This is a genomic window from Paenibacillus sp. FSL H8-0317, from assembly GCF_045040685.1.
GTDB lineage: Bacteria > Bacillota > Bacilli > Paenibacillales > Paenibacillaceae > Paenibacillus.
Window position 1 is genome coordinate 6,841,386 of sequence record NZ_CP150294.1, and the last position, 13,666, is coordinate 6,855,051.

At 46.0% G+C, this 13,666-nt stretch carries 17 protein-coding genes; 12 read left to right on the forward strand and 5 right to left on the reverse strand.

Annotated elements, in window-relative coordinates; all coding sequences use genetic code 11:
• Nucleotides 1-65: 65 nt before the first annotated feature.
• The 4 genes from MHB43_RS30440 to MHB43_RS30455 all read left to right on the forward strand — a co-directional run bounded on the left by MHB43_RS30440 (nt 66) and on the right by MHB43_RS30455 (nt 3,325).
• A complete protein-coding gene (locus MHB43_RS30440) occupies nt 66-278 on the forward strand; it encodes a helix-turn-helix transcriptional regulator (protein ID WP_036612923.1) in 213 nt (70 codons plus the stop codon).
• Nucleotides 268-582 carry a hypothetical protein gene (locus MHB43_RS30445; RefSeq protein ID WP_339180267.1) on the forward strand — a complete coding sequence of 105 codons (315 nt, stop codon included), beginning with the start codon at nt 268-270 and terminating at the stop codon, nt 580-582. The genes MHB43_RS30440 and MHB43_RS30445 overlap by 11 nt, the downstream gene beginning before the upstream one ends.
• Before the next feature lie 91 nt (nt 583-673).
• On the forward strand, nt 674-1,171 hold the full coding sequence (locus tag MHB43_RS30450) for an antibiotic biosynthesis monooxygenase (RefSeq protein ID WP_036612926.1): 498 nt from the start codon (nt 674-676) through the stop codon (nt 1,169-1,171).
• 171 nt (nt 1,172-1,342) lie between these two features.
• Complete coding sequence (locus MHB43_RS30455; RefSeq protein ID WP_339180271.1) at nt 1,343-3,325, forward strand: LTA synthase family protein; 1,983 nt, start codon at nt 1,343-1,345, stop codon at nt 3,323-3,325.
• Nucleotides 3,326-3,888: 563 nt separating this feature from the next.
• On the opposite strand, the gene MHB43_RS30460 is transcribed toward MHB43_RS30455, so the two are convergent.
• From MHB43_RS30460 to cidR, 4 genes are all read right to left on the reverse strand, one after another.
• Complete coding sequence (locus tag MHB43_RS30460; protein WP_047840815.1) at nt 3,889-4,560, reverse strand: hypothetical protein; 672 nt, start codon at nt 4,558-4,560, stop codon at nt 3,889-3,891.
• A gap of 46 nt (nt 4,561-4,606) precedes the next feature.
• Nucleotides 4,607-5,281 (reverse strand): GNAT family N-acetyltransferase, encoded by a 675-nt coding sequence (locus tag MHB43_RS30465; protein WP_221819708.1) that lies wholly within the window; start codon nt 5,279-5,281, stop codon nt 4,607-4,609.
• A 254-nt stretch (nt 5,282-5,535) separates the two neighbouring features.
• Nucleotides 5,536-6,393, reverse strand: a complete 858-nt coding sequence (locus tag MHB43_RS30470) for a carbon-nitrogen hydrolase family protein (protein WP_339180278.1) — start codon at nt 6,391-6,393, stop codon at nt 5,536-5,538.
• 111 nt (nt 6,394-6,504) lie between these two features.
• Entirely contained in the window at nt 6,505-7,389 is an 885-nt protein-coding gene (cidR, locus tag MHB43_RS30475) for a cidABC operon transcriptional activator CidR (RefSeq protein ID WP_047840818.1), read from the reverse strand.
• Nucleotides 7,390-7,550: 161 nt separating this feature from the next.
• On the opposite strand from cidR, the gene MHB43_RS30480 reads away from it, so the two are divergent.
• The 5 genes from MHB43_RS30480 to MHB43_RS30500 all read left to right on the forward strand — a co-directional run bounded on the left by MHB43_RS30480 (nt 7,551) and on the right by MHB43_RS30500 (nt 10,963).
• Entirely contained in the window at nt 7,551-7,922 is a 372-nt protein-coding gene (locus MHB43_RS30480) for a CidA/LrgA family protein (protein WP_017691758.1), read from the forward strand.
• The gene (locus tag MHB43_RS30485) at nt 7,919-8,599 is read left to right on the forward strand and encodes a CidB/LrgB family autolysis modulator (protein WP_076251772.1); all 681 of its coding nucleotides are present in this window, start codon (nt 7,919-7,921) and stop codon (nt 8,597-8,599) included. Before MHB43_RS30480 ends, MHB43_RS30485 begins: the two co-directional genes overlap by 4 nt.
• A gap of 105 nt (nt 8,600-8,704) precedes the next feature.
• Nucleotides 8,705-9,223: an AbrB/MazE/SpoVT family DNA-binding domain-containing protein gene (locus MHB43_RS30490; RefSeq protein WP_017691756.1), complete on the forward strand. Its 519-nt coding sequence runs from the start codon at nt 8,705-8,707 to the stop codon at nt 9,221-9,223.
• Between the two features lie 127 nt (nt 9,224-9,350).
• Nucleotides 9,351-10,046: a Crp/Fnr family transcriptional regulator gene (locus MHB43_RS30495; protein ID WP_405130986.1), complete on the forward strand. Its 696-nt coding sequence runs from the start codon at nt 9,351-9,353 to the stop codon at nt 10,044-10,046.
• A gap of 77 nt (nt 10,047-10,123) precedes the next feature.
• Nucleotides 10,124-10,963 carry a DNA alkylation repair protein gene (locus MHB43_RS30500; RefSeq protein ID WP_339180285.1) on the forward strand — a complete coding sequence of 280 codons (840 nt, stop codon included), beginning with the start codon at nt 10,124-10,126 and terminating at the stop codon, nt 10,961-10,963.
• Between the two features lie 125 nt (nt 10,964-11,088).
• On the opposite strand, the gene MHB43_RS30505 is transcribed toward MHB43_RS30500, so the two are convergent.
• A complete protein-coding gene (locus MHB43_RS30505) occupies nt 11,089-11,469 on the reverse strand; it encodes a DoxX family protein (RefSeq protein WP_051447288.1) in 381 nt (126 codons plus the stop codon).
• Between the two features lie 423 nt (nt 11,470-11,892).
• Between MHB43_RS30505 and MHB43_RS30510 the strand changes: the two genes are divergently transcribed.
• From MHB43_RS30510 to MHB43_RS30520, 3 genes are all read left to right on the forward strand, one after another.
• The gene (locus MHB43_RS30510) at nt 11,893-12,192 is read left to right on the forward strand and encodes a helix-turn-helix domain-containing protein (protein WP_026081419.1); all 300 of its coding nucleotides are present in this window, start codon (nt 11,893-11,895) and stop codon (nt 12,190-12,192) included.
• Nucleotides 12,193-12,629: 437 nt separating this feature from the next.
• Entirely contained in the window at nt 12,630-12,950 is a 321-nt protein-coding gene (locus MHB43_RS30515) for a transposase (RefSeq protein WP_339180287.1), read from the forward strand.
• Between the two features lie 93 nt (nt 12,951-13,043).
• On the forward strand, nt 13,044-13,583 hold the full coding sequence (locus MHB43_RS30520; RefSeq protein WP_339185468.1) for an IS3 family transposase: 540 nt from the start codon (nt 13,044-13,046) through the stop codon (nt 13,581-13,583).
• Nucleotides 13,584-13,666 lie beyond the last annotated feature (83 nt).

The window sequence follows — 13,666 nt, forward strand, 5'->3', positions numbered from 1 at the left end:
ATTCCATCGTCGCATAAGTAAAGTTAACTTTACGTAAAGTAAACTTTACTTATGGGAGGATATACTTGCAAAATCTAATCAGAGACAAACGAATACATATGCACATCACACAGGAAGAACTGTCTCAACGCCTAAAGGTCTCCAGGCAGACCATCATATCGTTGGAATCCGGGAAGTACAAACCTTCTCTTGTGCTTGCTCACAAGCTTGCCCAATTATTTGGCTGTCAGATCGAGGAATTATTTATTTTTGAAGGAGATGAGAATATTGAGTTCTGAATTACTGAATCGGATGATCGGGATCGGTGGAATTGTAGCTGGTTTGTTATTTGCAATACTCATTATTTTTTTCACAAGGTTGATTGCAAGAAAGCACAACGGACTGGATGAGCGGTACCTCTATTGTATCACGAGAGCAAAAGCCTTCTCCTGGAATGCAACCACTATCAGCCTTGCTCTGGCTTGGATCCTCGTAGTTATGCTAGACGGGATATCGCTTTCCTTTTTCATTATTACTGCAGTGTTTGTCATTCATTGTTTATCTTCTATTGCGGCAAACCTATACTACTCAGCTCGGAATTAGCCCACCTGTCCGATACATGTGAACCGATTGGACTCGCACAAACCCATATGCTATCTTGAGATAGAATGTACTTAATGAGGAGGCAGCTTCTATGTATATCTATTTGGTTCCTTCACCGATTCCGGATGCACTTGCTGCATACCCGCATCTGACTCTGCGAAGCGAAGAGCACGTGCGTCTGGCGATTGAATCCGCAGAACGCCTGATGAATATCGAGTCTGATGATAAAGTAGCCGCATATGAAGCTTTTGATGCCGCAGGCTCCTGGACTGGCGGTGGTTATGCTGTTCTTAACAATATCCCTGTCACAGAGGATGGTCGTAACGATTTCGAAGAACGGTTTAAGAACCGTGCCCGCAAGGTAGAAGACGAGCCTGGCTTTGTCGGTATTCGTGTGCTTCGTCCTCTGAAGGATGACACATATGTTGTACTTACACTCTGGCAGTCGGAAGAACATTTCAAAGGCTGGCAGGAATCCCAAGCTTATAGTCACGCTCACCGTAACCGCAGTACAAGCGAAGGGCTGACCGCACAGAAGCCCACCATGTTCCCCAGACCTTCTTACGTTACAACGTACACTATAGAATAACGAAATTGGGTCGCATCTGTCTTTTATCGCAGTAGCCCATGTTTTTTCAAACCTCTTCCTGCATGGAAGAGGTTTTTTGCCGTCAATTGTTGAAGGCTCTCATTTTTGACACAGCCATGCTGAGATAGGATAATACTTGTTAAATGAAACTTCGGAAGGGAAGGCGGTACCTTGTCACGCAGTTCACTCACCCGATTTCTAAGCGGACCGTTTATATTCTTTACCATTATCATGATGATCAAAAGTTCACTGGCCTGGATCGTTATCTTCGATGACATCCCTGTCTGGAAACCACTGCTGACCGAATTGCCGCTCATCTGGATCGGCTTCTGTCTAATTGAGTGGTTTGCTGCCAAGCGGCGGATGTGGATATACCTTGCCATGAATTTGCTGCTCTCAGGGATTTTCTTTGCAGCCATCATGTACTACAAATACTATGGCGTAATCGTTAACTATCACGCGTTGGCACAGGTGAATCAGGTGACCTCGGTCAAGAGCAGCATGTTCTCTTTGCTTGATCCCTATTATTTGTTTATTTTTGCAGACGTTCTGATCATTGGGGGGATACTCATTCGTCGCCGGATCAAGCTCGGGAGTACAGAACGCCCGAACCGCATTCCGCTTGAACGACGTGCCAGAAGACGGGTTGCCTCGGTCATTCTGACCTTGTCCATGATCCTGTGCATGCTCAACATCTATCCCAATCGGGCCAGCATGAGTGAGCTTACACAAGCAGAACAGATGGGTATCCTCGGTTACGAGGCATATACCATCCTGGATCGACCTGATAAACCTGTACCCATTGCTCACATCGATCAGACTGACATTGACCAACTGAAACAAACGACCGAACTTCCTTCGATTGTGGAGCAGGGTGCCGCGAGCGGACGCAATGTGATTATGCTCCAGTTGGAATCGTTCCAGAACTTTCTGATTGGATTAGAGGTAGATGGACAGGAGATCACGCCTAATCTGAATCAATTGGCTAGACAGAGCCTGTATTTTCCGAACTTCTATCAGCAAGTGGGACAGGGAAATACATCAGATGCAGAATTTGTTGTGAACACATCGTTCTACACCCCGCCAAACGGGGCAGCAACAACTGTATATGCGGATAAAGCTCTGCCGAGTCTACCCAAGCTAATGTCAGCAAACGGATATCAGACAGCTACATTCCATACAAATGATGTTCGTTTCTGGAATCGGGATCAGTTATACAAGGCACTTGGATTCGACCAGTATTATGATATTAATTATTTCGGCATGCAGGACTCTATCGCGTTTTCGGCCTCGGATGAAGTCTTATATTCCAAAACACTGGATAAGCTGGAATCCATGCAGTCTTCGGGTGATCCCTTCTATGCCCATATCATCTCCATGTCAGCCCACCACCCGTACACTTTGCCTAAAAACAAGGTGAAGCTGACGCTGCCAGAGCGTTACAAGGATACGTTGCCCGGTGATTATCTGATATCACAGCATTATGCGGATGAGGCAGTTGGACAGTTGATTGCTGGATTGAAAGAACGGGGATTATGGGAAAATAGCTTGTTCGTCTTGTACGGGGATCACCTGGGGCTTCCCATCTACTCACTGGATCGGGATGACAAAGTCCTTATGAAAGAGTTGTATGGTCGGGAATACACATCAGCAGATATGATTAATATTCCACTCATTATCTCGGCCCCGGGTGCTACTCCCGGTGTACAGCTGGAGCAGATCGGAGGCCAGGTGGACATTCTGCCAACGATTGCGGGACTCACCGGAGTATCGCTGATGGACCAATTACACTTCGGACAGGATTTGTTACACGAAGGTGGAAATCTCTTACCCGAACGCTATTACCTTCCCTCCGGGTCGGTGCTAAACGACGCTTCTCTCTTCATTCCGGCGAAAGGATACGGGGATGGGACGCATTATTCCCTAGCTGATGCGGGCAGACAAGATGCCCAGCAACAGCAGATGAATGTTCCTTCAGAAGAGATGCCGAAGAATTCAGGAGAAGAGGAATCTCCAACTATCACCACACCCAATAACAGTGGGCAGTCTTCTTCACGGTTTATAACGAAGGAACAATATGATCGGGCATTGGATCTTGCACACTTGTCCAACAGTTATTTAAGCCAGTTACCGGACCGAAAGGAAGCGAAATAAAAACTAATCGTTAAATGTACTGTTAAATAGGCTTCATTAACAATAGATAATAATCTAAAGTATGTCTTCAAAATTAGGCAAGCTATATGATGATAGATATCAGCATACAGAAAGTAAAGTTTCGAAGTCCCATCTTGAGGTCCCAGCTTGCCGGCCGGATCCTGGCGAATGGATAGACGATTTCTAAGGAAATCAGGACGTCTTATTTGACCTTTAGATCCTCTTTATACATTGTGAAGAACATCAGACATGTTATTTCCCAAAATTCTCCGAAAAAACGCTGCAAACGGCTGTTTATTCGGATATAGCGTGTCTCAGGTTCCTTAGATTTCTGCGGATGCTTCAAATCCCTGAATAAGGCGCCTCAGATTCGTTAGGACTCGCTTCGTGCCTTGCTCCAACCACAGCTTAGCGATCATTTTATATCTACTTCCAATATCCTTAATAAAACCGAAAAAGCCCGTTAAACAGAACCGATCACGGTCTGATTAACGGGTCTTTTCTTGGTTTTATTGTGGCTTAGGACATTACAACGCCATTCTCTGTGACAGCCCTGCTTCCGTTTACAACGGCAGTAGCGCAACCGACTTGCGAGCAGTCAATTGCTCTACCATGGCAAGCCATTCTTGTGGTTTGTTAGGAAGCACCGCATAATATCGATTCAGGAAATCAGCCACCAGACTGGCTGGCAGTTCACCAAGCGACTCATCACCTGGCATAAAGCACAGATCCAGTCCGCCAACTGCTTCACCGTCACCTTGCCAAGATGGATGAACATACGGGAAGTCCAGACGCTGATATCCCAGATGGGACAGCACTTCGCGACGCACATACGGGTCCATTGGCTTGATACCGCCAAACTCGTGATCCTGACTCAGATAAGGATTATAGATTTCGGCAAACATGCCGAACAATTCTTTCCCGTTTGCTGCAGCCAGCTTTTGCAGATCACGCTTGCGGTGATTCGCCAGGAAACTGCCAATTCCCAGACCTTCGCGCCCAATAATCGTGAAGTCCGTCATGGCTACGTTCCAGTCCTCGTAATAACGGTACTCCGTCGCTCCAACAACCTGTCCCTCATGTACAGCCACGAACACCCGAATACCCGGATCTTCCAGCGGTTCTTCCCACAGGGGGAAGTCCAGCACTTCTTCCCGCGGGAAAATCTCCTGCATCAACTTGTGCATTTGGGCAAACAATGGATCTTTAATGGATGTAATACGCGTGAATTCCATGAATAAATACCCCCTCGATTGATGATGTATTTCATTTAATATTTCTTTATCTGAACGGATTCCGCCACTCCATCAGGGCTGCATAGTTGCAGGATTCCTCATCGTCCAGATAGTCTGCGGTCACACCAACAGGCATGCGGCCACAGCGAAGCAGGAACGATATCACCGGGTCACGCCTCTCTCCCGCTGCTACCTGATCCAGATATTCCTGCGCAGACAGTTGGTCTGCAACCAAATGATAACCGGGCATTCTACCAGCACCCAGTAACCGATCCATCCCCTGAGCGATGACAAGGTGGTACATCGCCTGTATCATAAACTGAGCCAGTCCCCATTTGCGGTACTTTGGACGAACACAGAGATCAACAATATACAGCGTGTTGCCATCCGGCTGGTGGTTACGAATATAACCGTCATCCGTTACTTGGGCCCAGGTATGACTTGCTGGATATGCAGGGTCCCACTGCATCCGTAGCGAGGTCATTGATCCAGCCAACTCTCCATCCACTTCAATACAGATGGCACCCTCCGGGTAATGCTGCACATGACTGGTGAGCTGCTCCTGACTCCAGAGCAGCTCTTCCGGATAAGGAGGAGGGAAACTCTCCGCCTGAATGCGAATGAGTTCCTCAAAGTCGGATGCAACATAATTGCGAACGACTGCTTTTACCCTTTTACCACTTCGCTCCGGATCGGTGATCAGCATTTCTTTGGTATACATGTTGCCTGTTCACCCCTTTCCACTGACAAAATGAATTCCCTACTCTGTTTCGCTTAGGTTTTAATTATGTGTTCAAAGAGGTCGGTTTGCAGTACCGAGAAGATGGGATGAAGCTAGAAATGGAGTAGCGGAGCGTAGGGAAGACTACGTGAGCAACGGACATTTCGGCTGAATTCCATATTCGATGCTGATGATGCCACTAGGCATCCTTCGTAATCAAAAGCGGGCTTTTTGAACAACCTCTATAAGGTTGCCTACTCCCAATCGGTATATAGATCAGTACGGCGGTCACGCCAGGTCGTTACCGATCCACGTTCACGTACCTCATACAACAAGTCCAGATCCAGATCGGCGGTCACGATCATATCGTTGTTAATCTCACCCTCGGCCAGAATGCCACGTGGCGGGAACGGAATATCATTCGGCGTAATAATTGCAGCCTGTCCATAGTTGGCACGCATGAAATCAACGGTCGGCAGGTTACCCACTGTTCCAGTTAACACAACATACACCTGATTCTCTACCGCGCGGGCATGACTCGTATAACGCACACGGTAGAATCCATGATGATCGTCCGTGCAGGAAGGACAGAAAATTACGTCAGCGCCTTTGGCTTTGGCCATCCGTACAATTTCCGGGAATTCAATATCGTAACAGGTCAGCATGGCAATGCGGCCTTTATCGGTGTCGAACACCTCAAGTCCATCTCCGGGAGCCATATTCCATTCCTGAACTTCGGTTGGTGTAATGTGGATCTTGTCCTGACGTGCGATACGACCATCCGGGTAGAACATGTGGGCTGTATTATACAACTTCCCTTCACGGCGAATGACGTGGGTTCCCCCGATGACGTGCATGCCGTACTTGGCAGCAAGTGACGTGAACAGTTGTTCATATTGTTTTGTAAAGTTTGGCAGATCCTCAATCGTCAGTGCATTGCCTTGTTTGTCCCCAATGGACATTAACTGCGTTGTGAAAAATTCCGGGAACAGCACAAATTCGGTTCCGTATTCGCTCGCTGTCCGTATGTAATGCTCAGCCTGAGCGGCGAACTGCTCAAACGAGCTGATTGTGTGCAATTGGTATTGTACAGCGGATACCCGCAGTTTCATGTTCGTACACCTCCATCATGATTATGCTTCCATTGTAACAACGATCCGGGGTCAACAAAAGAATATTTACACTGGGCACTACAATGTCAGAACAATCTTCCAATCGCTTCCTTACTCACCCAGCATCGACTGCGTGAATCCGATCCACTCTCTCGTGGCAAATGAAAGATAGCGGTCCTTCCGCCAGATCATGCCGAGCTGCCATGGAATCACCGGTTCCACCACGGGTATAATGCGCACGCGCATATGGTCTACCTCACGACAGATCGTCTCCGGCAGTAAGGCTACCCCCAAATTGGCAGCAACCATCGCGCTGAGCAGATCCCACTGGGAGCTCTCATATACCACACGGGGCTGGAACCCAGCATGCTGACAGGCCACAATAATCCGGTCATGCAATGCAAAATCCTCCCTAAACAGCACAAAGGCGTCGTTTTCCAGTTCATGCAGCGCGACCGATTCTTTTCCAGCAAGTGGATGTGAAGGGTGTACGAGCAGGTTCAGCTTCTCTTTCACAAACACAAAATGATCCAACAGCTCATCCACGGTTGGCAGTACGGCAACGCCAATATCCAGTGCACCACTGATCACATCGGCCTCCACTTTTTTGGCACCATCCTCAAACAGCTGAATGGTCACCTGCGGGTAGGCTTTGTGAAATTCGCCAATGATCATGGGGAAAAAGCTTGATCCTACCATCGGCGGCAAGCCAATCCGCAGATGGCCTTTCTTCAAGTTCATCAGATCGTCCAATTCGGACGACAGACTGCGGAATGATTTTTCAATCTCAAGTGCCTGACGAAAAAACACATGGCCTGCATCGGTTAGTTCAACTTTCTTCCCATAACGGTCCAGTAAAGTGATACCCAATTCCTCTTCAAGACTCTTGACCGTCTTGCTGATCGTGGGCTGGGTGATATACAGAACTTCGGCGGCTTTAGTGAAGCTCTGCTGCCGGGCAACTTCTAGAAAATATTGCAAATGGCGGATATCCATCGGTTGATTCCCACCTCTCATAGATAAATGGAATAGTAAACATTCTTAATATGCATTTTACTCATGAAAGAATGCCATGTAAAATTTGTGATATCAAATGAATCATTTTCATTTTCATAATAACTTAAACGATTACGTTGATTATACAAGGAGGGATTGAAGTGAAAAAATGGGGCCTTGGTATTGCACAAGTTGCGCTCTTAATGGTTTTTTCACTGCTCATGGACCTGCTGGCCCGTACTCTCCATCTTCCTGTACCCGGTTCAATACTCGGTATGGTTGTGTTATTCATTCTGCTTCAGACTCGTGTCGTGAAGTTGCGCTGGATTGAAGTTGGAGCTGCCTGGCTGCTCGGTGAACTATTGTTATTTTTTATCCCGTCAGCCGTTGGCATTATGAACTATATGCCCATGTTGGAGCATGACGGATTGCAGATTTTATTCATCGTACTGCTTAGTACTTTCCTGGTCATGTCCTGCACAGGCCTGGTTGCTACACGAATCGCCAAACGAAAGGAGCGTCACACCGGATGATTGGATTCCTCTGCCTGTTGTTAACCGTCGGTATCTATTGGGTTACCAAACGAATGTATCGCAATCTGCCTAAAGTATATCTGTCTCCGTTGCTCATTACACCGCTTCTTGTTGTTGGCATATTGCTTGCAACCGGAACGGATTATGCCACGTATAGCAGTGGCGGCAAATGGCTGAGTCTGCTTCTTCAACCGGCCACCGTGGCTTTTGCCGTACCGCTCTATACCTTTTTCCATGTACTCAAAAAACATATTTCCGAGATTGTCTTCAGTGTCATGACCGGCTCGGTTGTTGCCGTACTTTCTTCTGCCCTGCTCGCCAAATGGTTACGTCTGGATTCAGGTCTAATCCACAGCTTGATCCCGCGCTCCATTACAACACCCATTGCCATGAACGTATCCGCCACAATCGGTGGCATACCCGCAGTGACAGCTGTTTTTGTTATTATGACTGGTCTGCTCGGAGTAATTATGGGCCCTTCCATCGTCAAAATGCTGCGCATCGATGGGGAGATTGCACGAGGCACACTGTTTGGAACCGGTGCCCATGGCACAGGGACATCCAAGGCGTTTGAACTGAGTTCCCTGACCGGTACCATCTCCAGCATCTCCATGGTGCTCGCTGCATTGTTCACTTTAGCGGTTGCACCCGTGCTTTCTAAACTTATTTTCCCATAATGGATGGAATTATCCACTTTTTTGAAATATTATTGTTGTATTAAAGCCCTTTCTTCCTTACAATAAGGACAGGTTTTTAATTGTGAATATTGCGGGGGAGATGCGATGAAAAGAACCGGAATGAAGAGATCTCTGGACCGTCTTGGACGAATTGTCCTTCCCAAAGAAATGCGGGATACGATGGAAATCCATATCGGCGATCCGCTTGAGTTTTTCATTGAAGGGAAAGAGTTGATTTTAAGAAAGTACAAATCAACATTATGTATTTTTTGCGGTGACATGGATACACAAATGTATTTCAAAGAACAATTCATCTGCCGGACTTGTGCAATTCAATTAAAACACCCGGATGACTCTCCCAACTGGTTCGTACCTCAGAACAAACAGGCTCCTGCACCCGTGGAGCGTCCTGCTTCCAAATCCGCCTCATTCTCATCTCCCGCCAGGGAAGAAGGGACCACTGCTGACAACCAAGAATACCCGGACCTGCGGCCAAAGACGGCACGTATGCTGCAACAGATGAAAGAAATTGTTGAACAGAATCCCGGTTTGGCTCAACAGCAAATTGCGGAAAAGCTTGGCATTAGCCAAGGACGCGTCTCTCAATTAAAAAAGTTACTATAATTAAAATGGCATTTGATCATTTATAGTCAGAAGACCTTCCCATCAGGAAGTCCCGCTGCAAGAGAACCCGTTTTTTTTCGTGGGTTCTTCTTTTTTTTATATTCATATTGTAATGGAAAGGAGTTCTATGGATAAAATTCTGTATTTATCACAATTCGACCTCATGTCCTCCTTATCCGAGGCAGACCTGATTGAAATGGATGGGATGACTTCTATTACGACCATACCTAAAAACAGACAGATCCAGACACCCGATACGTTTACAGAAGGTTTCTATTTTGTAAAACGGGGAAAGGTTCGTTTATATACATTAAATCCGGAGGGCAAGCAGTTCACTCTCGATATTTTGACGAAAGGTAACGTGTTTGGAGAAATGAATGGAATCTCACTCGGAACACGCGCCGTTTATATCGAAACGATGGAGGAATGTGATATTTGCCTGATGAACAAACAACGTTTTGAACAGTTTCTGATTGAACATCCAGAATTTATGATGAGACTGATGAATGTACTAAGCGAGCGGATCAAACGAATGAGCGAGTTGACACAGACGCTCGCACTCGGAAACCTGCATGAAAAGGTGTTACATAATCTCTTCCGGCTGGCTGAACAGATGGGATGGATCGAAGAAGATGAGTACTGCCGGATTCAACTCGGGCTTACCCATCAGGAGATTGCCTGGATGGCAGGAGCCACACGGGAATCGGTTACGATTGTCATGCAAGACTTGGTAAAATCTGGCCGTATTCGTACCGGATTCAAATCAGTCTCCCTTCATCGTGACGAAATCGCTAACCTCCGGAAAATCACTGACCACTTGTAAGATGCCTTACATCCCTGTTCTCCTGCAAGTTGTACTGTATAACTCATGATGTTATACAACCAAGGAGGAGTATACCGTTGGATGCTAAGCCAGATCTATTTATCCCTGAAGACATTTTTCTTCGCAAAGGTGCCCGTAAAGCAACGGAAATTCCTGAGCATATCCGCAATTGGCTACAAGCAGGACATATCGAATCGGTCAATCTGACCGAATGGCTGGCTGTAGATCATGTTTCTCTTTTTCAGAAGGTTACCCATGAATGGGGAATGGATGCCGAAACCAGAGCAATTACAGAGCAGTTAACACAGATGGATGAGCAGCGGATCATGAAAATCATCCCGGCCATAGCCATGCAATGGCTTGATCTGTTGAAACGTCCATCAGTCAATGAACAAACGAATCTCTTTTGTTCCATTGCAGAGCATCGTTCAGACAGTGTTCGCTGCTGGGCGGCTTATATCATTGGGCTGGATTCCGGTCTGAACCTGACTGAAAAGTTGGAGCATATTCGGCCCTTTGCAGCAGATCATCACTTTGGTGTAAGAGAAATCGCCTGGATGGCTGTACGGGAGTCCATCTCTGCCGAATTATCCTTAGCCTTGCAGCAGTTAATCCCATGGAGCGTTGACCCTGATCCACTGATCCGTCGATTTGCCATAGAATCAATCAGACCTCGTGGCGTCTGGGCCAAGCATATTCAGGAGTTAAAAGAAAATCCGGCCATGGCCCTTCCCTTGCTTGACGCAGTAAAATCCGATGCCCATAAGTATGTACAGGATTCGGTAAGTAACTGGCTGAACGACGCCAGCAAAACCAATCCAGAGTGGGTGCGGCAGGTCTGTGCCACTTGGACTCAGCAGTCGGATACCAAACATACGCGGCGAATCGTTACACGTGCCACGCGAAGTCTGACATAAAAAAAGATGACCACCGCTTACTGGCAGTGGTCATCTTCTGCATAGGCATCCGCGTTTACATTCCTTTTGACAGGAATACCTTTTCCACGTTGAACAGCCCAATTACGTTCCCTCTTATCTTTAACTTACGCCTGAATCGCGTCCATCTGGCCTTCTTCTTCCGCTTCCAATCTGCGCATGCCCACAACCAAAACAATAATGTTAGCTACCAACAACACAGCCGGGAACGGAACAGCAGCGTATTGTGCATAGATCAGATGACTTCCCACGGCCCCAATCAGAATGAAGGTCAGTATGCCAGAAGCCAGGATGCGAGTCCGTGGAATCAGCAGTCCTACAGCACTAAGCAACTCCGCAGCGCCCAGCAGATACATCGTCCATGTCGGATAAGAGAAACTTTCGAATGTCTGAATCATCATGTCTGCTCCACTAATCTTGTTAAACCCCGTCATGACGAAGACACCTGCTAACACAACCAGAAAAACGTAACCCAAAATCTTGTTCATATGTAGATCCTCCTGTAACAAATTATATGTTCCTACTATGTAATGATTATTTTTGCTGCACATTGTAAAAAAAGAATCTATGTAAAAGTTCCCAAAGGTCACTCTGTTTTCAACCGTTCAGCCCAGTTCAATTTTCAGAATAGTACGCGTTCATATTATACGCATTATTTATCACCAACTTACTTTTGTGAAGTTAGTATATAATAATAATATAATTTCTTCAAGTAATTTTTCACTGTATGATGTATAATACATACAAAAGGTATGTTACAGTATATTTTGTAGTAACCCTCATTTACTTGGATGTCCTATATTCTTAAAGCGGCAGAAATCATGTCCTTTCATATACAACTTTGAAGAAAATCATTATGAATCGAGGTGAACACGTTGAAGCTGAAAAAAGTAAAATCACCAAGTCCCTGTATGATCACTCAAGCCATAGACATCATAGGCAAGAAGTGGGTACTGTTAATCATGTACCAACTGTTGTCCGGACCCAAGCGGTTTACGGAGCTTGAAGCAGAGATGGCGATCAGTGGACGACTTTTATCGGAGCGATTGAAGGAAATGGAGACGGAAGGTATCGTAACCCGACACATGTTTCCCGAGATACCTCCCCGTGTAGAGTATGAATTGACACCGAAAGGCAGAGCCATTGAACCTGTCATTGATCAGATCTACAGTTGGTCATCCGACTGGTTGAAACAGCAGAAATCCGAGTAGTTGAATTGCTGATCCATGACATTCCACTCAACACAAATACGCCTGAATCAAATCACCCTGAAGGAGAGGAGTTAATCTTAATATTACTGACTATCAAGAATTGGCTAGGTTTAGACAAAACTTCTAAAAAGGAGAAAGGTGGACTGATTACCAGTCCACCTTTCTTTATTCATTTACAAATGATTACGTAGGCCGTTCACAATACCAATAGCAATTGTATTCAGTCTAGATTCATAATCAAGGTTTTCATCGTCAATGTTTCCAATTTCGACTAGTATTTTTTGGTTTGCCTTAGTCGTATCACGTAAGACAGCAAAGTTATCTGCATATGTTCCAATACTCGTAGTGCGTGGAAAGCAGCGCGGAACAAGAAAAACCACCATGATTAGGTTGGTTGTATTATCCCCTTTAAGTAGACACTTGGAGGGGATATTTTTATGGCCAAAAAAGGACAAACATTTCACACGTATACCGAAGAATTTAAATTGAATGCGGTTAGATCCTATGTCGAAAGTTCTTCAAGTTACAAGGTGGTCGCTGATCGCGAAGGAATTCGAAACTGTTCACAACTGAAGGTGTGGGTAGAAAAATGGAAAAACGGGGAAGCGTTCGATGAGCGAAAAAACAATGTTCCGAATCCAATGAAAGGACGTCCCCGTACTGCCTTTAGCAGTGTAGAAGAAGAACGTGACTACCTTCAAGCACAGGTGGATTATTTAAAAAAGCGGTATCCAAATCTAGTAAAGGAGAAGCGCTGAGCCAACGGGAGAACTACGATATCATAGACGAATTGCGCTGCTCGCATAGCATTACACGCCTATTATCGATTACAGGAATACCCCGTTCCAGTTATTACAAATGGCGAGCAACACAGCCGCAGCGAGACGCAAGACAAGACCGTGATCGCAGCACCCCAGCAAAAAATGGTGACGGATATTACTTATATTTCGGATGGAAACACATTCGTTTATCTGTCTGTCATTCAAGACTTGTTCAACAACGAAATTGTAGCTTGGCAATTATCTAAACGGAACGATGTTCAGCTCGTATTGGATACGGTGGAACAATGGACACAAAAAAGAGACGTTTCGGAAGCCGTGCTCCATTCGGATCAAGGCTTCCAATACACGTCTCAGGCGTACAACACACGATTAGAAGCATTCGGCGTGAAGGGCAGCCACTCTCGCAAAGCAACCTGCCTGGATAACGCATGCATCGAATCCTTCTTTTCGCATCTCAAGACAGAGAAGCTGTACCTTAACCAGTGTAATTCAGAAGCAGAGATTCGACAAGCCGTGGAAGATTATATGTACCATTACAACTACCGACGTTTTCAAGCCAAACTCAAACAGCGCGCACCGATTGAATATCGATGCGCACTGGCAGCATAGCTTTTTTTCATCTGTCTACTTGACAGGGGTATGACCAGGTAGCCTTGCAATCCGGTGGTTTTTCATTCGTTTGATCGAAATTC